Origin of the sequence: Pseudomonas sp. MPFS, from assembly GCF_022537035.1 — a bacterium.
In the GTDB taxonomy this organism is placed as follows: Bacteria; Pseudomonadota; Gammaproteobacteria; order Pseudomonadales; family Pseudomonadaceae; genus Aquipseudomonas; species Aquipseudomonas sessilinigenes.
In genome coordinates this window covers 6,967,964-6,986,473 of the sequence record NZ_CP066123.1, presented here as the reverse complement: position 1 = coordinate 6,986,473, position 18,510 = coordinate 6,967,964, and the positions used below count along the sequence as shown (strand labels likewise).

The 18,510-nt window shown below is 63.0% G+C and carries 14 protein-coding genes; 7 read left to right on the top strand and 7 right to left on the bottom strand.

Features of this window, described 5'->3' with window-relative positions:
• The first annotated feature begins 45 nt into the window (after positions 1-45).
• On the top strand, positions 46-918 hold the full coding sequence (gene pdxY / locus I9018_RS32175; RefSeq protein WP_068578380.1) for a pyridoxal kinase PdxY: 873 nt from the start codon (positions 46-48) through the stop codon (positions 916-918).
• Between the two features lie 12 nt (positions 919-930).
• Here the strand turns inward: pdxY and I9018_RS32170 are convergent, their stop codons facing one another.
• Both I9018_RS32170 and I9018_RS32165 read right to left on the bottom strand, forming a co-directional pair.
• Positions 931-2,340, bottom strand: a complete 1,410-nt coding sequence (locus I9018_RS32170; RefSeq protein ID WP_241108368.1) for an APC family permease — start codon at positions 2,338-2,340, stop codon at positions 931-933.
• Between the two features lie 251 nt (positions 2,341-2,591).
• Entirely contained in the window at positions 2,592-3,077 is a 486-nt protein-coding gene (locus I9018_RS32165) for an acyl-CoA thioesterase (protein WP_068578385.1), read from the bottom strand.
• Positions 3,078-3,427: 350 nt separating this feature from the next.
• Here I9018_RS32165 and I9018_RS32160 point away from each other — a divergent pair, with 350 nt between their 5' ends.
• Positions 3,428-5,191, top strand: coding sequence for a cation:proton antiporter (locus I9018_RS32160; protein WP_068578387.1), 1,764 nt, complete (start codon positions 3,428-3,430; stop codon positions 5,189-5,191).
• A gap of 72 nt (positions 5,192-5,263) precedes the next feature.
• On the opposite strand, the gene I9018_RS32155 is transcribed toward I9018_RS32160, so the two are convergent.
• The 4 genes from I9018_RS32155 to uvrD all read right to left on the bottom strand — a co-directional run bounded on the left by I9018_RS32155 (position 5,264) and on the right by uvrD (position 9,574).
• Positions 5,264-5,671: an SMI1/KNR4 family protein gene (locus tag I9018_RS32155; RefSeq protein ID WP_068578389.1), complete on the bottom strand. Its 408-nt coding sequence runs from the start codon at positions 5,669-5,671 to the stop codon at positions 5,264-5,266.
• Between the two features lie 137 nt (positions 5,672-5,808).
• Positions 5,809-6,684, bottom strand: a complete 876-nt coding sequence (locus I9018_RS32150; RefSeq protein ID WP_241108367.1) for a Tim44 domain-containing protein — start codon at positions 6,682-6,684, stop codon at positions 5,809-5,811.
• 178 nt (positions 6,685-6,862) lie between these two features.
• Complete coding sequence (locus tag I9018_RS32145) at positions 6,863-7,303, bottom strand: EamA family transporter (RefSeq protein ID WP_068578394.1); 441 nt, start codon at positions 7,301-7,303, stop codon at positions 6,863-6,865.
• Positions 7,304-7,390: 87 nt separating this feature from the next.
• A complete protein-coding gene (uvrD, locus tag I9018_RS32140; protein ID WP_124347053.1) occupies positions 7,391-9,574 on the bottom strand; it encodes a DNA helicase II in 2,184 nt (727 codons plus the stop codon).
• 247 nt (positions 9,575-9,821) lie between these two features.
• On the opposite strand from uvrD, the gene I9018_RS32135 reads away from it, so the two are divergent.
• The 3 genes from I9018_RS32135 (at position 9,822) to I9018_RS32125 (ending at position 14,077) form a co-directional block, all read left to right on the top strand.
• Positions 9,822-12,686, top strand: coding sequence for an EAL domain-containing protein (locus I9018_RS32135; protein WP_241108366.1), 2,865 nt, complete (start codon positions 9,822-9,824; stop codon positions 12,684-12,686).
• A 167-nt stretch (positions 12,687-12,853) separates the two neighbouring features.
• Positions 12,854-13,720: a transcriptional regulator HexR gene (hexR, locus tag I9018_RS32130; RefSeq protein WP_068578401.1), complete on the top strand. Its 867-nt coding sequence runs from the start codon at positions 12,854-12,856 to the stop codon at positions 13,718-13,720.
• A 144-nt stretch (positions 13,721-13,864) separates the two neighbouring features.
• On the top strand, positions 13,865-14,077 hold the full coding sequence (locus tag I9018_RS32125) for a hypothetical protein (RefSeq protein WP_068578403.1): 213 nt from the start codon (positions 13,865-13,867) through the stop codon (positions 14,075-14,077).
• On the opposite strand, the gene I9018_RS32120 is transcribed toward I9018_RS32125, so the two are convergent.
• Positions 14,019-14,981 (bottom strand): LysR family transcriptional regulator, encoded by a 963-nt coding sequence (locus I9018_RS32120; RefSeq protein WP_068578405.1) that lies wholly within the window; start codon positions 14,979-14,981, stop codon positions 14,019-14,021. The genes I9018_RS32125 and I9018_RS32120 overlap by 59 nt on opposite strands.
• Before the next feature lie 189 nt (positions 14,982-15,170).
• Between I9018_RS32120 and I9018_RS32115 the strand changes: the two genes are divergently transcribed.
• On the top strand, positions 15,171-16,586 hold the full coding sequence (locus I9018_RS32115) for an acetyl-CoA carboxylase biotin carboxylase subunit (protein WP_068578407.1): 1,416 nt from the start codon (positions 15,171-15,173) through the stop codon (positions 16,584-16,586).
• Between the two features lie 100 nt (positions 16,587-16,686).
• Complete coding sequence (gene oadA / locus I9018_RS32110) at positions 16,687-18,495, top strand: sodium-extruding oxaloacetate decarboxylase subunit alpha (RefSeq protein WP_241108365.1); 1,809 nt, start codon at positions 16,687-16,689, stop codon at positions 18,493-18,495.
• Positions 18,496-18,510: the final 15 nt, after the last annotated feature.

The following is an 18,510-nucleotide window of genomic DNA, read 5'->3' as shown; positions in this document are numbered from 1 at the left end:
CATACTGCGCGGCTTGAATTCTCCCGGTTCTATGGAAAATCCTGCATGAAACGTACGCCCCACTTGCTTGCGATCCAGTCCCATGTGGTTTTCGGCCACGCCGGTAACAGCGCTGCGGTATTTCCCATGCAACGGGTGGGGGTGAATGTCTGGCCCTTGAATACGGTGCAGTTTTCCAACCACACCCAGTATGGCCAATGGGCCGGGGAAGTGCTGGCGCCGCGGCAGATTCCCGAGCTGGTGGAAGGCATTGCCGCTATCGGCGAGCTGGGCAACTGCGACGCGATCCTGTCCGGCTACCTGGGCAGCGCGGCCCAGGGCCGGGCGATCCTCAGCGGCGTGGCACGGATCAAGGCGGTCAACCCCAAGGCCTTGTACCTGTGCGACCCGGTAATGGGCCATCCGGAGAAGGGCTGCATCGTGCCGGAGGAGGTCAGCGACTTCCTCCTGGACGAAGCCGTGGCCATGGCGGATTTCCTTTGCCCCAACCAGCTGGAGCTGGACAGCTTCTGCGGGCGCAAGCCGCAATCGTTGTTCGATTGCCTGGCCATGGCTCGCTCGCTGCTGGAAAGAGGCCCCAAGGCGGTGCTGGTCAAGCACCTGGACTACCCGGGCAAGCTGGCCGACGGCTTCGAGATGCTACTGGTGACTGCCGACGGCAGCTGGCACCTGCGGCGCCCGCTGCTGGCTTTCCCGCGCCAGCCGGTGGGGGTCGGCGACCTGACTTCGGGCCTGTTCCTGGCCCGGGTGCTGCTGGGCGACAGCCTGGTAGCGGCCTTCGAGTTCACTGCCGCAGCGGTGCATGAGGTGCTGCTGGAAACCCAGGCCTGCGCCAGCTACGAGCTGGAGCTGGTGCGGGCCCAGGACCGTATCGCCCATCCCCGGGTGCGCTTCGAGGCCGTACCGATCGGTGTCTGAGCGGCCTTTGCCTCAGGCCTGTTCGGAGAATTGCACGGTCGGTGCCGGCTGGCGAAAGCCTCGGGTATGCACCGCCAGGTAGCCCAGGCCCAGGGCGAACCAGGCCAGGCCGATGCCCAGGGTCAGGGCCGAGAGGCTGGTCCAGAGCCAGGCGATCAGGCCGAAACCGATCAATGGCAACAGGCCGTAGCGCAACAGCTGCCCGGCGCTGCGCGGCTGGCCTTGGCCCAGGTGGCTCTTGATCACGGCCAGGTTGACCACCGAAAACGCCACCAGGGCACCGAAGCTGATCATCGATGCCAGGGTGGTCAGGTCGACCACCACCGCCAGCAGGGACACCAGCGACACCAGGACAATGGCCGTCACGGGCGTCTTGTAGCGCACCGACAAGGTGCCGAACACCCGCCTGGGCAGGATGCCGTCGCGGCCCATGCTGAACAGGATGCGCGAGACCGAGGCCTGGGATGCCAGGGCGGACCCGGCAGCCCCGGCCACGTAGGTCGCGGTGAAGAATATTTCCAGGAAGCGCCCGCCAGTGTGCAGCATGACTTCGCTGGCCGCCGATTCGGCATCCTTGAACTGGCTGCCGGGCAACGCCAGCTGGCTGGCCATGGCCAGCAGGATGAACAGCAGGCCGGCGCCCAGGGTGGTGATGAGGATTGCCCGGGGGATATCCCGGCGTGGATCGCGGGTTTCCTCGGCCAGGGTCGACACGGCGTCAAAGCCCAGGAATGACAGGCACAACACCGCGGCTCCGGCCATCAGCGGCAACAGGCCGGACTGGCTGCCGTCGCCGATCCAGGGGGCGCTCAAGTCCAGGCTCGGGGCGCCTGCCAGCTGACGCAGGACCATGGCCAGGAACACCACCACGAACACCATTTGAGCGCAGACGATCAGGTTGCTCATGCTCGATACCGAACCGATGCCACGGATGTTCAGCAGCGTCACCAGGCCGATGGTCGCGACCACGAATACCCAGGCTGGCACGGCAGGGAAGGCCAGGTTGAGAAACAGGCCGATCACCAGGTAATTGATCATCGGCAGGAACAGGTAGTCGAGCAGCAGCGACCAGCCGGCCAGAAAGCCGATGCCAGGGCCGAAACTCAAGCTGGCGTAGGAGTAGGCCGAACCGGCAATCGGGTACTTCCTGACCATCACGCTGTAGGAGCGCGCCGTGAAGATCATCGCCAGGAGAGTGATCACGTAGGCGGCAGCAGTGCGTCCGCCGGTCATCTGGGTAACCACGCCGTAGGTGGTGAAGACGGTGAGCGGCACCATGTACACCAGGCCGAAGAACACCAGGGCCGGCAGGCCGAGGATGCGGCGCAGCGAGGTGCCTTGGGCGCTGTGGGTGAAATCGCCGGGCACGCCATCGCTGGGGGCCGGGAGGGGACTGCTGGACAGGGGATTGGCGCTGGGCATTGTTATTGTTCTCACGCGTTCGGTGGCTCGAAGGCTCCCGGCGGGGAGCGTGCGTTTGTGCCTTGCCCGATGATTCTGGCAGCCGCTGTCTGGCCGGTATAACTCTCTATGTGGTCAAAAAGGGATCGATATGGCCATTCGGGATGACCGCAAAGACAGCCTGTAAAGGCATTGGAGGGGAGCGAGGAGGCGGGAAGGGTGGGACAAGGGACCGTCCATGGTCCTGCTGGATCAGGTTGCCAGCCTTGGATTCAAGGGCCGTCGGCCTTGATTTCCCGGTAGCGTTTTTCCAGCTCCTGGCGGATCTGCCGGCGCTGCTGGGCCTGGATATAGCGGCGCTTGCCATCGGCGGTTTCCGGTTGCAGCGGCGGAACCGGGGCCGGTTTGCGCTGATCGTCCATCGCCACCATGGTGAAGAAGCAGCTATTGGTATGGCGCACGGAGCGCTCCTGGATGTTCTCGGTCACCACCTTGATACCCACCTCCATGGAGGTGTTGCCGGTGTAGTTGACCGAGGCCAGGAAGGTCACCAGCTCGCCGACATGCACCGGCTCGCGGAAGATCACCTGGTCCACCGACAGGGTCACCACGTAGCGACCGGCATAGCGGCTGGCGCAGGCATAGGCGACTTCGTCGAGGTACTTGAGCAGGGTGCCACCGTGGACATTGCCAGAGAAGTTGGCCATGTCGGGGGTCATCAGTACTGTCATCGACAGTTGGGCGTTTCCGGGTTCCATAGCACGCTCACGGGTCAGGGCAGGGGTTGCTGGAGCACCTCTGCGGGTGCTGGGTCCAAAGACTTTTCAAACCATCGATAACGGGACGCCGGTCTGTGCCGCGCCGTCACGCTCCGGTGGATCTGTTTCCATATATTGCACTGCCTTCCGCCTGGAAGTCGCAGTGTTACCCTGCAAAACACCCGTTCCAGGGTTTTTTCATCGCTCTTGTAGAGCACTTTCTTTCGACCGATCGGACCTTTCTTTTTCAGGGATCTCTGACAAGGCAGCGACTGACGCCAGCGCAGGCGGCTTTTCAAACGCTCTCCCCGAGGATGGCCCCCGTCCAACATTCAAGGAGAACCTAGGTCATGCATGCCATCAGTTTCATTCAGGACCTGGCCGTGATCATGCTGGTCGCGGGTGTGGTGACCGTTCTCTTCCATCGATTCAAGCAGCCGGTGGTGCTGGGCTATATCGCCGCGGGCTTCATCATCGGGCCCCATACCCCGCCTTTCGGGCTGATCCACGACGAGCAGACCATCAAGACCCTGGCTGAGCTCGGGGTGATTTTCCTGATGTTCTGCCTGGGGCTGGAATTCAGCCTGCGCAAGCTGTTCAAGGTGGGCGCCACGGCGTTCATCGCGGCGTTCCTGGAAATCGTCCTGATGATCTGGATCGGCTACGAGATCGGCCGCTGGTTCGACTGGAGCACCATGGATTCGCTGTTCCTCGGGGCGATCCTGGCCATCTCTTCCACCACCATCATCGTCAAGGCGCTCAACGACCTGAAGATGAAGAACGAACGCTTCGCCCAGCTGATCTTCGGCGTGCTGATCGTCGAGGACATCCTGGGGATCGGCATCATCGCCCTGCTATCGAGCATCGCGGTCAGCGGCACGGTGAGTTCCGGCGAGGTGTTTTCCACGGTAGGCAAGCTTTCACTGTTCATGATCGTGGCGCTGGTGATCGGCATCCTGCTGGTGCCGCGCCTGCTGGCCTACGTGGCGAAGTTCGACAGCAACGAGATGCTGCTGATCACCGTGCTGGGCCTGTGCTTCGGATTCTGCCTGCTGGTGGTACGCCTGGAGTACAGCATGGTGCTGGGGGCGTTCCTGATCGGTGCGATCATGGCCGAGTCCCGTCAGTTGCTGAAGATCGAACGCTTGATCGAACCGGTTCGCGACCTGTTCAGCGCCATTTTCTTCGTGGCCATCGGCCTGATGATCGATCCGCAGATTCTCCTCCAGTACGCCTGGCCAATCGCGGTGATCACCGTGGCGGTGGTATTGGGCAAGATGTTGTCCTGCGGGATGGGCGCCTTCATCGCGGGTAACGATGGACGTACGTCGTTGCGAGTAGGGATGGGGCTGTCACAGATTGGCGAGTTTTCATTCATCATCGCCGCCCTTGGCATGACCTTGCAGGTCACCAGCGACTTCCTCTATCCCGTGGCGGTGGCGGTTTCGGCCATTACCACCTTGCTCACCCCCTACCTGATCAAGGCCGCCGACCCGCTGTCGTTGAAGCTGTCGGCGGTGCTGCCCAAGCGGCTGAGCCGGGTGCTGGGAATGTACGGCGAGTGGTTGCGCAGTATTCAGCCCCAGGGCGAGGGCGCGCTGTTGGCGTCGATGATCCGCAAGATCCTGCTGCAGGTAGGGGTGAACCTGGCCCTGGTGGTGGCGATCTTCTTTTCCGGCAGCTATTTCTCCGGGCGTATTGGCGTTTATCTACAAGATTGGATCAGCGACCCAGGCCGGCAAAAGGCGCTGATCTGGGGTGGGGCCTTGCTGTTGTCGCTGCCGTTCCTGATCGCTGCCTATCGCAAGCTCAAGGCACTGTCGATGCTGTTGGCAGAGATGGGGGTCAAGGCGGAAATGGCCGGGCGTCATACCCAGCGGGTGCGACGAGTGATCGCCGAGGTGATCCCGATCCTGTCGTTGCTGGTTATTTTCCTGCTGTTGGCGGCGTTGTCGGCAAGCATCCTGCCGACCCTGGAGCTGCTGGTACTGGTGGCCGTGGTGGCGGCGGCCGTGGCTGCGGTGCTGTGGCGCTGGTTCATTCGCGTACATACACGGATGCAGGTGGCGTTGATCGAGACTTTCGACCAGAGCAAGGACGGTGGTGGGCACTGAGCTTGTCGATCGCCAGCAGGGTACTGGCGAATGCTCCGACGCCGCGACCGGGGAGGTCGCGGCCTGGCTGCCTCAGCTTTCCAGCCAGACGTCCCTCGCCCAGTGCCACACCGATTCCCAGGAGTCCTCGGTGATCAGCTCTTCTTCGCCGGACCACAGCACTACGGTGCCGTCTTCTTCTACGCAGTAGTAGTCGTCGCCATCCTGGCAGATCGGAATCAATTCCCGAGGCACGCCCATGTCCCAGGCGGTCGCCGCCACTTCTGGAAGGTAGGTATGGGATTGCGGATCGGTAACGGTTACCGGTTCCAGGCTGCCGTAGACCACATCGCTGACCGTCAACAGGAACTCTTTGAAGACGAACGGGATATTGATGAACAGTTGTTCCTCGATTTCCACCAGCAGGTCTTCGTCCGGCAGTTCCAGGGGAACGGGCACCGGTTCGTTGGCTTCTCGGAGTTGTTCGATGACTTCTTCCACGGCCTGGGTCCTCTTAGCTCTATGGCACGTTTGGTTGACGGCGGTTTATACAGTAGCTCGCTATAAGTGCAATCGTGAAATGCAAAACCCCGACCTGAGTCGGGGTTTTTGCATTACAGCTGTGACAGCAGAATGAATCAGCCGTTCTGGCGGATACCTGCCACCAGCCAAGGCTGGTTGTCGCCCTGGGCACGTTCCATGTTCCAGCTTTCGCTGAACACTTCGCCCTGGTCGAAGCGCGAGGTCTTCGAAACACCGCTGAAGGTCAGGGTGGCGATGGTCTTGTCGGCACGATCGTCCACGCCTTCGAGCTGCACTTGCAGGTTGTCGATGTAGGTCGACTGGAAGCCGTCGCCCAGGTCGGCACGTTCCTGCTTGAGGAATTGCAGCATCTGCGGGGTCACGAACTCGGCGATCTTGTCCATTTCATTGGCGTCCCAGTGTTGCTGCAGGGACTGGAAGTGGTTGCGCGCCGCTTCGATGAAGCGTTCTTCGTTGAACCAGGCCGGAGCGTTGATCACCGGGCGGGCAGCAGGGGCTGCGGAGCCGCCGAAGATCGAACCGCCAGCCGGTGCCTGGGGCTGGAAGGCTTCGCGTTGCATGGGGGCGTGGCCGGCCGGAGCGAATTGCTCCTGTTGCTTGCGGCGACGAGCGGCAATGAAGCGGAAGATCACGAACGCGATGACCGCCATGATCAGGATGTCGAAGATCTGCATGCCCTGGAAGCCGCCGCCCATGAACATGGAGGCCAGCAGGCCGCCTGCGGCGATACCGGCCAGGGGGCCGAGCCAGCGCGAAGCACCGCCGGCCTTGGCTGCTGCACCCGCGGCACCGGCTGCACCAGCAGTGGCGGCAGCGGCAGGAGCGCCCGGAGCGGTGGGTGCCGCCTGGCGAGCCTGGTGGGTCGGGGCAGCGCCGGCGCTTTTGCCGCCACCGAAGCGCTTGGCATTGGCGTCGAGGCTCATCGTCAAGCCGATGCACAGCGCCATGGCGATGCTAAGAAAACGTTTCATAAAGGGTATTCCCATTTGTGGATGGCACGCGCGCCATATTGCACAGGTGAAGTGTCAGTGGCGAGCGGCATAATGTTTCGGGCTTTTGCCTGACAGGCCTGGTTCAGTCCCATCTGAAATCATGCTCGCCGATGTGGTTTTGCCTGGGGGAAGCCGCTTTGGTTTCCTTCCAGGACCTTCAGCGCCGTAGTGCCAGCACTACCACGCCGGCAGTGATCAGGCCGATCCCGCCCCATTGCCGCAGGTCGAGTTTCTCCCCTAGCAGTGTCACGCCGATGATCGCGACGAACACCACGCTGAGCTTGTCCACCGGCGCCACCAGCGAGGCGGGGCCCAGCTTGAGGGCACGGTAGTAGCACAGCCAGGAAGCCCCTGTGGCCAGCCCGGACAGCAGCAGGAACAGGTAGCTCTTGGTAGAAATCGATTCCAGGGACTGATATTGGCCCGTTGCGTACAAAATCAAGGCCAGGCTCACCAGCACCACCCCTGTGCGCAACAGGGTGGCGAAGTCGGAATTGACGTTCTCGATGCCGACTTTGCCGAAGATCGCCGTCAATGCGGCGAAAATTGCCGACAGTAACGCCCAGAATGTCCACGACGAAAAAAAGCCTGAACCCATGCTCGTGCTTCCTTTTGGCGGTTTGGGCCCGGCTTGCCGATGAAGGGCAGGGGCGCCTTCACCGACAAGCCGGCTGCTGCTGGGAGATTAGATGGCTTCCAGCTTGGCGTAGCCAAGCATCAGCCATTTGCTGCCTTCGCTGAAGTTGACCTGGACCCGGGCCTGGGCTCCGGCGCCCTCGAAGTTGAGGATCACGCCGTCGCCGAACACCGAGTGGCGCACGGCCTGGCCAAGGCTCAGGCCGGTGTCCGGGATGGCGCTGCCGCTGAACAGGCTGCTGGTGCTCTGGGACTGGCCACCACCGAAAGGCCGGCTGACGCTGTTGGACAGGCGTACTTCCTGGATCAGCCCCTTGGGCACTTCACGTACGAAACGCGACACCTTGTTGTAGGTTTCGCTGCCGTACAGGCGACGGGTTTCGGCGTAGGTCATGACCAGGTTCTGCATGGCCCGGGTGATACCGACATAGGCCAGGCGGCGTTCTTCCTCCAGGCGGCCCGGCTCTTCCAGGCTCATCTTGTGGGGGAACAGGCCTTCTTCCATGCCCACCAGGAACACATAGGGGAATTCCAGGCCCTTGGCGCTGTGCAGGGTCATCAGCTGGATGCTGTCTTCGTGCTCGTCGGCCTGGGCATCGCCGGCTTCCAGGGACGCATGGCCGAGGAAGGCCGCCAGGGGCGTCAGGTCCTCGTCTTCCTCGGTGTTCTCGAAGTTGCGCGCGGCGCTGACCAGTTCCTCGAGGTTTTCCACCCGGGCCTGGCCTTTCTCGCCTTTTTCCGCTTCGTGATAGGCAATCAGCCCCGACTGCTCGATCACCGTCTGGGTCATCAGGTGCAGGGGCATGTCCAGGGTCTTGGCCGCCAGGTTCTCGATCAGCTCGATAAACGCGCCAAGGGCACCGGCCGCCCGACCGGTCAGGCCTTTATTGGCCACCAGTTGGCGCATGGCTTCCCACATCGACACATCGCTGTGGCGGGCATGCTCGCGGATCGCCTCGACGGTCTTTTCGCCGATGCCCCGGGCCGGGACGTTGATCACTCGCTCCAGCGCTGCGTCGTTGCCGCGGCCTTCCAGCAGGCGCAGGTAGGCCATGGCGTTCTTGATCTCGGCGCGCTCGAAGAAGCGCTGGCCGCCATAGATGCGGTACGGGATGCGTTCGCGCAGCAAGGCTTCCTCCAGCACCCGGGACTGGGCGTTGGAGCGGTAGAGAATGGCGATATCGCTGCGGGCCAGGCCGGTCTTGAGCGCGCTCTCGATGGTTTCCACCACGTAGCGGGCTTCATCGTGTTCGTTGAAGGCGGCATACAGGTTGATGGCCTCGCCATCGCCGCCATCGGTCCACAGTTCCTTGCCCAGGCGCCCGGTATTGTTGGCGATCAGGGCGTTGGCGGCCTTGAGGATGCCGGCAGTGGAGCGGTAGTTCTGCTCCAGGCGGATCACTTCGGTGTCCGGGAAGTCGTCGGAGTACTGGTGGATGTTCTCGATCTTCGCCCCGCGCCAGCCGTAGATCGACTGGTCGTCGTCGCCCACCACCATCAGGCTTTCGCCACCCTTGGCCAGCAGTCGCAACCAGGCGTACTGCACGGCGTTGGTGTCCTGGAACTCGTCCACCAGCACATGGCGGAAACGCTTCTGGTAGTGCGCCAGCAAGCCCGGATGGTCGCGCCACAGGTCCAGGGCGCGCAGCAGCAGCTCGGAGAAGTCGATGACTCCCGCACGCTGGCAGGCGGCCTCGTAGGCTTCGTAGATGCTGCGCATGGTGGCCAGGAACAGGTCGCCACTGGCCTGGATGTGCTGCGGGCGCAGGCCCTCGTCTTTCTGGCCGTTGATGAACCACTGGGCCTGGCGGGCCGGCCAGCGCTGTTCATCCAGGCCCAGCTCGCGGATCACCCGCTTGACCAGGCGTTGCTGGTCGTCGCTGTCGAGGATCTGGAAGGTCTGGCTCAGGCCGGCTTCCTGCCAGTGGGCCCGCAGCAGGCGGTGGGCCAGGCCGTGGAAGGTGCCGACCCACATGCCCGCGGGGTTGATGCCCAGCAATTGCTCGATACGGTGGCGCATCTCGGCCGCCGCCTTGTTGGTGAAGGTCACCGACAGGATCGAGTGGGGCGAGGCGTTCTCGACCTGGATCAGCCAGGCGATACGGTGCACCAGCACACGGGTTTTGCCGGAACCAGCGCCGGCCAGGACCAACTGACGACCCAGGGAGGCCGCTACGGCCTGGCGTTGGGCGTCGTTGAGGGAATTCAACAGGAGGGAGAGATCATCGCGCATCGGCGCATTCTAGGGGCGCGCGCCACCCCGGGCAAACCCGGCTTTGCATTAGCCGATAAAACAACCGTGAGGGACGACTGGCTGGTCACGCGCCGCAGCCATTGGCGCTTCTCGCCTGGACGCTTTGCAGAGCGATCTTGCGAGGATTTGTTTTATCGATTTTATGACTTGGGGCAGTTTGGCTCGCGCCTTTGCTTGTGTATGCTCCGGCGACGTTTCAGGCTCAACCATTATAAGAACACTGCCTATGACACTTATTTCCGACCTGTCGGGGCCTTTCATGGAGCCCCGGGTCATCCGCCAGCACTATGCCGTCGAGATTGCAGTGGAGCGTACGCGCCTGCTGTATCAAGGGTCGTTGCTGCCGACGCTGTTCATGCTGCTCAACGGCCTGGTCTGTACCTGGCTGCTCTGGAGCCCCTCGCGTTATCTGCTGCTCAGCGTGTGGATGGTCTGGTTGCTGGCCCTGGTGGCCTTGCGCGTGATCCAGGTGGCAGCCTTCGATTCGGCGATTCCCAGCCGGCAGGCGCAACCAGTCTGGCTGCGCATGTTCCTGCTGGGGTCCACGGTCAGTGGCTTGACCCTGGCCTGTGCAGGCATTGCCCTGGTGCCCACCGACAGCTTCCTGCAGCAGTCCTGGGTCTTCGGTTTGATTGGCGCGGCGATCCTTTCCGCCAGCGTGGCCTATGCCGTCAGCCTGAAGGCCTTCCTGTCATTCACCCTTCCTTGCCTGTTGCCAGCGATCGCCTACCTGTTCTGGGGCGGCGATGAACAGCAGCGCGGCTGGGGCTGGCTGGGATTGATCCTGCTGGCCTCATTGAGTGTCGTGGCCTGGCAGGTCAATCGCCTGATCCAACGCGGCCTGCTACGGCGTTTCCAGAACCAGGCGCTGATCGAGCACTTGCAGGATGCCCAAAGTCGCAGCGGGCAACTCAATCGCGAACTGGCCCGGGAGGTGGAGCAGCGCCGGCGTGCCGAGGAGCAACTGCGCGAGGCCCAGGCCGGGCTGGAGCAGCGAGTGGTCCAGCGCAGCCTGGAGCTGGACGCCGCCAACCAGGCCCTGAGCAAGAGCGAGGCGCGCCTGGCCCTGGCGCTCAATGCCAGTGAGCTGGGGTTGTGGGACTGGAACCTGCAGACCGATGAAGTCCATCACACCCAGATCAAGGAGCTGTTCGGCCTGGAGCCGGAAGGGGTCACGGCGATGCTCAGCCACCTGAAGCCGCGCCTGCACCCGGAGGACCTGCCCACGCTGAGGCGCGCCCTGGTGGAGCATTTGAAGGGGCGCAGCGAGGATTACCAGGTGGAGTACCGAGTGCTGCATGGTGCCGGCCACTGGGTATGGATCGAGGATCGCGGGCGGGCCGTGGAGCGCAGCCCCGACGGCCGGGTCCTGCGCATGGCCGGCACGCGTCGCGATATCAGTGCCGACAAGGAACTGGAGGTACAACGCAACCTGGCGGCTACCGTGTTCGAGGCGGCCAGCGAGGGCATCGTCATCCTCGACCCCGATTACGTGCTGATCGCGGCCAACCAGGCATTCAGCCAGGTCACCGGCTTCCAGATCGAGGACATGCTCGGCTGCAACGTGGTGGAGTTGCCCTGCAGCCGCGATGCCCGGCGCCATTACCCCTTGATCCACCAGGCCCTGGAACAGCACGGCAGCTGGCAGGGCGAGCTGGTGGAAACCCGCAAGAACGGCGAGCTCTATCCGCAGTGGCTGCAACTGAACGTGGTGCGTGACAGGCGGGGGAAAGTCCGCCATATCGTGGGTTTCTTCGCCGATCTTTCGGCTCGAAGGGAGTCCGAGGAGCGCATGCGCTACCTCACGCACTATGACGAGCTCACCGGGCTGGCCAACCGCTCGCTGTTTCGCGAACGCTTGCGCGAAGCCCACCAGCGGGTGCGCCAGGGTGGACGTAGCCTGGCCCTGCTGCACATCAACCTGGACCGCTTCAAGCTGCTCAATGACAGCCTGGGCCATGAGGTGGCCGACCAACTGCTGCAGAAAATGGCCCGCCGCCTGGTCAACGCCCTGCCGGAGGCCGACACCATTGCCCGTTTGTCCGGGGATGAGTTTGCTGTGCTGTTCGACGCCTACGGCAGCCTGTCGAGCCTGACCCGCGTCGCCACGCGGTTGCTGAGCAAGTTGCGCCTGCCAATCACCGTAGAGGGCCATGAACTGGTGGTCAGCGCCTCCATGGGCATCAGCATGCTGCCGGACAGTGCCCGGGAGATCGCCGCCCTGGTCAGCCAGGCGAACATGGCCATGGCCCATGCCAAGCACTTGGGGGGCAACAACTTCCAGTTCTATACCGAGAGTTTGCAAGCCAGCACCCTGGAGCGCCTGCAACTGGAGAACCAGTTGCGCAAGGCCATCGAGGATGACCAGCTGATGGTGTTCTATCAGCCCAAGCTGTGCCTGGCTACGGGGCGACTCAATGCCGCCGAGGCCCTGGTGCGTTGGGAGCACCCGATCCTGGGACGGGTACCACCAGGGGACTTCATCGGGCTTGCCGAGGAGACCGGGCTGATCGGCCCCATCGGCGAGTTCGTGCTGCGCCAGGCTTGTCGCCAGGCCTGCCAGTGGCAGCGCCAGGGGCTGGAGCCGATCCGGGTCTCGGTGAACCTCTCGGTGTACCAGTTGCGCCAGGGCAAGCTGGTGAGCCTGGTGCGCCAGGTGCTGGAAGAAACCGGGCTGGAGCCGCACTTGCTCGAACTGGAGCTGACCGAAAGCCAGTTGCTCGACAGTGTCGAGCACATCATCGCGACCTTCCAGCAACTGCGTGACCTGGGGGTCAAGCTGGCGATCGACGACTTTGGCACGGGCTATTCCTCCCTGAGCTACCTCAAGCGCATCCCGGTGGACTACGTGAAGATCGACCAGGCTTTCATCCGTGGCCTGGCAGAGGGCGGTGAAGATGCGGCCATTACCCGGGCGATCATTGCCATGGCCCACGGCTTGTCCTTGAAGGTGGTGGCCGAGGGGGTCGAGGAACCGGCCCAGTTGGCCTTCCTGCGGGCCGAACAGTGTGACGAAGTGCAGGGCTACCTGATCAGCCGCCCGGTGGACGCCCAGGGCCTTGCGTTGCTGTTGCAGGCCCAGTCGCGCTAGTGCCGGCATTCCCCGCCAAAACGGCTACATGCAGCGTACCCGGCTGAATATGGGGGGTAGCCAGGCAACTTCCTGATGCATTGAGCAGGCAAAAAGCCAATTCATGTAGTATAACTACAAGCTTGCTACATCTCCCGGCACCTGCCGATAACAATGAGTCCCAGCCCTTGAACCTGTTGCAGCACATCGCCCAGTCACGTCATCTGTTACGCAAATCGGAACTCAAGGTCGCCGATCACGTGCTCCTCGATCCTGCGGCCGTAATGCACAGCTCCATGGCGGACCTGGCTCATAGTGTGGGTATCAGCGAGCCGACCATCGTGCGCTTCTGCCGGGCCATCGGCTGCTCGGGGTTCCAGGACCTGAAGCTCAAGCTGGCGCAGAGCCTTGCCGCCGGTGCCAGCTTTGGCCAGTTCGCGATCCATGAAGACGATTCGGTCGCCGACTACAGCCTGAAGATCTTCGACACCACCCTGCACACTCTGATGGAGGTTCGCGAGAAGCTCGACCCGGTGGAGTTGCAGCGTGCCGTCACCCTCATGTCCCAGGCCCAGCGCGTGGAGTTCTACGGCTTTGGCGCTTCCGGCGCCGTGGCGGCGGACGCCCAGCACAAGTTCTTCCGCCTGCTGCTGACGGCGGCGGCGTATTCCGACCCGCACATGCAGGCCATGTCGGCGGTCACCCTCAAACCCTCGGACGTCGCGATCTGCATCTCCCAGTCCGGGCGCTCCAAGGATCTGCTGATCACCGCCAACCTGGTGCGTGAAAGCGGCGCCAACCTGATCACCCTGTGCCCGAGCCAGACGCCGCTGGCCGAATTGTCCACGGTCAACCTGGCCATCGACGTGCACGAGGACACCGAGATCTATACCCCGCTGACCTCGCGCATCGCCCACCTGGTGGTGATCGACGTCCTGGCCATGGGCGTGGCCATGGCCCGCGGCCCGAGCCTGGTCAACCACCTCAAGAGCGTGAAGCGCAGCTTGCGCAGCCTGCGCCTGTCGCCCAAGGCGGTCAAAGCCCTGGACGACTGATAGGGCGTGGGGAGCCTGCTCCCTCGCCCGAAGTGGCCTGATGACCGTTCGGGCAACTTTCACATCCCTGTAATGGACTCGCCGCCAAACCGTCATCGCCGATCGCCATCGTGAAGCCTCCGTACTCGCATTGGGAGACTCGAAATGGCCCGGCCTTACGAAGAGAGCAGCAGCGCAGTCAAGACCCGTCGTCAGCAGGAAGACCAACGCCGCATGGAATTTCGCCGTGCGATCGAGCACCGCTTCGAACTGCGTCGCCTGCAACAGGAAATCAACGACTACCCCGAGCAGGATGCCGTCAATTACTGGCAGGCCGCTCCGGCAGCTTCCCGTCAAACCGCCCAACCAGCCCGCTGATCTGCACCCGTTCGCTGCGGATAAACCCCAGGAACGCATGCGCTACCGGTGACAGGCGTTTGGCTTTGGCCTGCACCAGGCACCAGCTGCGAAGCAATGGCAGCTCTTCGACCGGCAATTCGATCAAGCCGCCGGTCGCCAACTCAAGGTTCAGGGCGTGGCGCGTCAACAAGGCCACGCCCAGGCCTGCCCGGACGCACTCGCGTTGCGCTTCTGCCGACGACACTTCGAGGATCTGGGTGAAGTGCACGCGCTTCTCCTTGAAGTACTCCTCGCAGGCCAGGCGGGTGCCGGAGCCCTGTTCGCGCAGTACCAGGGTGTAGGGCTCCAGGTCTTGCAAGCGCAGGGCTCCCATATGGCTCAGGGGGTGGTCCGGGGGCGCCACGGCGACGATCGGGTTGTTCAGGAATGGCAGGAATTCCAGCTCCATGTCCTGGGGCACCATGGACATGATCACCAGGTCGTCGCGGTTGTCGGAAAGGCGGCGGATCACCTGGGCGCGGTTGACCACGGTCAGCTGCAGGTGGACTTCCGGGTGCTGGCGCTTGAAGGCGGCGAACAGGTGCGGCACGAAGTACTTGGCGCTGGACTCCACGGCCAGCTTGAGCTGGCCTTGCAGCGAACCCTGCATGTCGGAGAGTTGCATGTCGAGGTTCTCCAGGCGTCCGAAGATGTCCCGGCTGGCCCGTTGCAGGGCTTCGGCGGCTTCGGTCATGTAGAGCTTCTTGCCGACATAGTCGAACAGCGGCTGGCCGATCAGTTCCTCGAGCTGGCGGATCTGCAGGCTGACCGCCGGCTGGGTCAGGGACATTTCCTCGGCGGCCCGGCTGTAGGAGCGTAGATCGCAGACTTCGTTGAAGATCTGCAGCTGGCGCAATGTCAGGCGCATCAAGGATTTACGCATGCTTCAAGGGCTCGCACCGGGGCTGGAGGCAAAACTATAAGTCTTTACTTATGGTTGTCCCAATAATTATTGATTTTTGTTAATCCCTTCGCGGAGCTAGTGTGTCGCTGCGACTGACTTGAAACATTTGGTCACGCGCCGACTCGGTCTAGCGGGTCGTTTGTTTCAACGGCTCAAGGGAAACTCCAAGTGATAAAAAAGATCCTGATTGCCAACCGTGGTGAGATTGCCGTACGAATCGTGCGTGCCTGCGCCGAGATGGGCATCCGTTCGGTGGCGATCTTCTCCGATGCCGACCGCCATGCGCTGCACGTCAAGCGCGCGGATGAAGCCCACAGCATCGGTGCCGAACCGCTGGCCGGTTACCTCAATCCACGCAAGCTGGTGAACCTGGCGGTGGAAACCGGCTGCGATGCCTTGCATCCAGGCTATGGCTTTCTTTCGGAGAACGCCGAACTGGCGGACATCTGCGCCGAACGTGGAATCAAATTCATAGGCCCGGCCGCGGAAGTGATCCGCCGCATGGGCGACAAGACCGAAGCCCGCCGCAGCATGATCAAGGCTGGCGTGCCGGTGACCCCGGGCACCGAGGGTAACGTCGCCGACATCCACGAAGCCCTGCGTGAAGGCGACCGCATCGGTTATCCGGTGATGCTCAAGGCCACCTCCGGCGGTGGCGGCCGTGGTATCCGTCGCTGCAACAGCCGCGAGGAACTGGAACAGAACTTCCCCCGGGTGATCTCCGAGGCCACCAAGGCCTTCGGTTCGGCGGAAGTGTTCCTGGAAAAATGCATCGTCAATCCCAAGCACATCGAGGCACAGATCCTCGGTGACAGCTTCGGCAACGTGGTCCACCTGTTCGAGCGCGACTGCTCGATCCAGCGCCGCAACCAGAAACTCATCGAGATCGCCCCGAGCCCGCAGCTGACCCCCGAGCAGCGCGCCTACATCGGCGACCTGGCGGTGCGTGCGGCCAAGGCGGTGAACTACGAGAACGCAGGCACCGTGGAGTTCCTGCTCGCCGATGGCGAGGTGTACTTCATGGAGATGAACACCCGGGTGCAGGTGGAACACACCATCACCGAGGAAATCACCGGCATCGACATCGTCCGCGAGCAGATCCGCATCGCCTCGGGCCTGCCGCTTTCGGTCAAGCAGGAAGACATCCACCACCGTGGCTACGCGTTGCAGTTCCGGATCAACGCCGAAGACCCGAAGAACAACTTCCTGCCCAGCTTCGGCAAGATCACCCGTTACTACGCCCCCGGCGGCCCGGGCGTGCGCACCGACACGGCGATCTACACCGGCTACACCATTCCGCCGTTCTACGACTCCATGTGCCTGAAGCTGGTGGTTTGGGCGCTGACCTGGGAAGAAGCCATGGACCGCGGCCTGCGAGCCCTGGACGACATGCGCCTGCAGGGGGTGAAGACTACCGCGGCGTACTACCAGGAAATCCTGCGCAATCCGGAATTCCGTAGCGGGCAGTTCAATACCAGCTTCGTCGAAAGCCACCCGGAACTGACCAACTACTCGATCAAGCGCAAACCCGAAGAGCTGGCCCTGGCCATCGCCGCCGCCATCGCCGCCCACGCAGGCCTATAAACAAGCAGCGGCAAGCGTTTAGCGACAAGCGCCAAGCTAGAGCCGATCGGCTTTTACTTGCAGCTTGTCGCTCGCAGCTTGCCGCTATGAGGAGATACCAATGACTAAAAAGATCTTCGTTACCGACACCATCCTGCGTGACGCCCACCAGTCCTTGCTGGCTACCCGCATGCGCACCGAAGACATGCTGCCGATCTGCGACAAGCTCGACAAAGTCGGCTACTGGTCGCTGGAAGTCTGGGGCGGCGCGACTTTCGACGCCTGCGTGCGCTTCCTCAAGGAAGACCCGTGGGAACGCCTGCGCCAGCTGCGTGCGGCACTGCCCAACACTCGCCTGCAAATGCTCCTGCGCGGCCAGAACCTGCTGGGCTACCGCCACTACAGCGACGACGTGGTCAAGGCCTTCGTGGCCAAGGCCGCGGTCAACGGCATCGACGTGTTCCGCATCTTCGACGCCATGAACGACGTGCGTAACCTGCGCGTGGCCATCGAAGCGGTGAAGGCCGCCGGCAAGCACGCCCAGGGCACCATCGCCTACACCACCAGCCCGGTGCACACCATCGAGGCCTTCGTGGCCCAGGCCAAGCAGATGGAAGCCATGGGTTGCGACTCGGTGGCGATCAAGGACATGGCTGGCCTGCTGACGCCGTTCGCCACTGGCGAGCTGGTCAAGGCGCTGAAGGCCGAGCAGTCGCTGCCGGTGTTCATCCATTCCCACGACACCGCGGGCCTGGCCGCCATGTGCCAGCTCAAGGCCGTGGAAAATGGCGCCGATCATATCGACACCGCCATCTCCAGCTTCGCCTGGGGCACCAGCCACCCGGGCACCGAGTCCATGGTCGCGGCCCTCAAGGGCAGTGAGTTCGACACCGGCCTGGACCTGGAGCTGTTGCAGGAAATCGGCCTGTACTTCTACGCCGTGCGCAAGAAGTACCACCAGTTCGAAAGTGAATTCACCGCGGTGGACACTCGGGTGCAGGTCAACCAGGTGCCGGGCGGGATGATTTCCAACCTGGCCAACCAGCTCAAGGAGCAGGGCGCCCTCAACCGCATGAACGAAGTGCTGGCGGAGATCCCGCGGGTGCGTCACGACCTGGGCTACCCGCCGCTGGTGACCCCGACTTCGCAGATCGTCGGCACCCAGGCGTTCTTCAACGTACTGGCCGGCAAGCGCTACAAGACCATCACCAACGAAGTGAAGCTCTACCTGCAAGGCGGGTACGGCAAGGCCCCGGGTGAGGTCGACGAGAAGCTGCGGCGCCAGGCCATCGGCAGCGAAGAAGTGATCGACGTGCGCCCGGCCGACCTGCTGAAGCCGGAAATGACCAAGCTGCGCGGTGAGATCGGCGCATTGGCCAAGTCCGAGGAAGACGTGCTGACCTATGCGATGTTCCCGGACATCGGCCGCAAGTTCCTCGAGGAACGTGAAGCCGGGACCCTGGTGCCGGAAGTCCTGCTGCCGATCCCCGAGGCCGGTGGCGTCAGCAAGCCGGGCGGCGAGGGCGTGCCGACCGAATTCGTCATCGACGTCCACGGCGAGACCTACCGCGTCGACATCACCGGTGTCGGCGTCAAGGCCGAAGGCAAGCGCCACTTCTACCTGTCCATCGACGGCATGCCGGAAGAAGTGGTGTTCGAGCCCCTCAACGAGTTCGTCGGCGGCGGCAGCAGCAAGCGCAAGCAAGCCTCTGCACCCGGCCATGTCAGCACCACCATGCCGGGCAATATCGTCGATGTACTGGTCAAGGAAGGCGACGTGGTCAAGGCCGGCCAGGCCGTGCTGATCACCGAAGCCATGAAGATGGAGACCGAAGTCCAGGCGGCCATCGCCGGCAAGGTCGTGGCCATCCACGTGGCTAAGGGCGACCGGGTCAACCCGGGCGAGATCCTGATCGAGATCGAAGGCTGATCCACGGCCTTCATC

Coding starts and splice junctions, on each gene's coding strand:
- I9018_RS32125 (WP_068578403.1), top strand. CDS start 13,865: ATGGCCCGGCCTTACGAAGAGAGCAGCAGCGCAGTCAAGACCCGTCGT.
- uvrD (WP_124347053.1), bottom strand. CDS start 9,574: ATGCGCGATGATCTCTCCCTCCTGTTGAATTCCCTCAACGACGCCCAA.
- I9018_RS32120 (WP_068578405.1), bottom strand. CDS start 14,981: ATGCGTAAATCCTTGATGCGCCTGACATTGCGCCAGCTGCAGATCTTC.
- I9018_RS32165 (WP_068578385.1), bottom strand. CDS start 3,077: ATGGAACCCGGAAACGCCCAACTGTCGATGACAGTACTGATGACCCCC.
- I9018_RS32170 (WP_241108368.1), bottom strand. CDS start 2,340: ATGCCCAGCGCCAATCCCCTGTCCAGCAGTCCCCTCCCGGCCCCCAGC.
- I9018_RS32145 (WP_068578394.1), bottom strand. CDS start 7,303: ATGGGTTCAGGCTTTTTTTCGTCGTGGACATTCTGGGCGTTACTGTCG.
- oadA (WP_241108365.1), top strand. CDS start 16,687: ATGACTAAAAAGATCTTCGTTACCGACACCATCCTGCGTGACGCCCAC.
- pdxY (WP_068578380.1), top strand. CDS start 46: ATGAAACGTACGCCCCACTTGCTTGCGATCCAGTCCCATGTGGTTTTC.
- I9018_RS32135 (WP_241108366.1), top strand. CDS start 9,822: ATGACACTTATTTCCGACCTGTCGGGGCCTTTCATGGAGCCCCGGGTC.
- I9018_RS32150 (WP_241108367.1), bottom strand. CDS start 6,684: ATGAAACGTTTTCTTAGCATCGCCATGGCGCTGTGCATCGGCTTGACG.
- I9018_RS32160 (WP_068578387.1), top strand. CDS start 3,428: ATGCATGCCATCAGTTTCATTCAGGACCTGGCCGTGATCATGCTGGTC.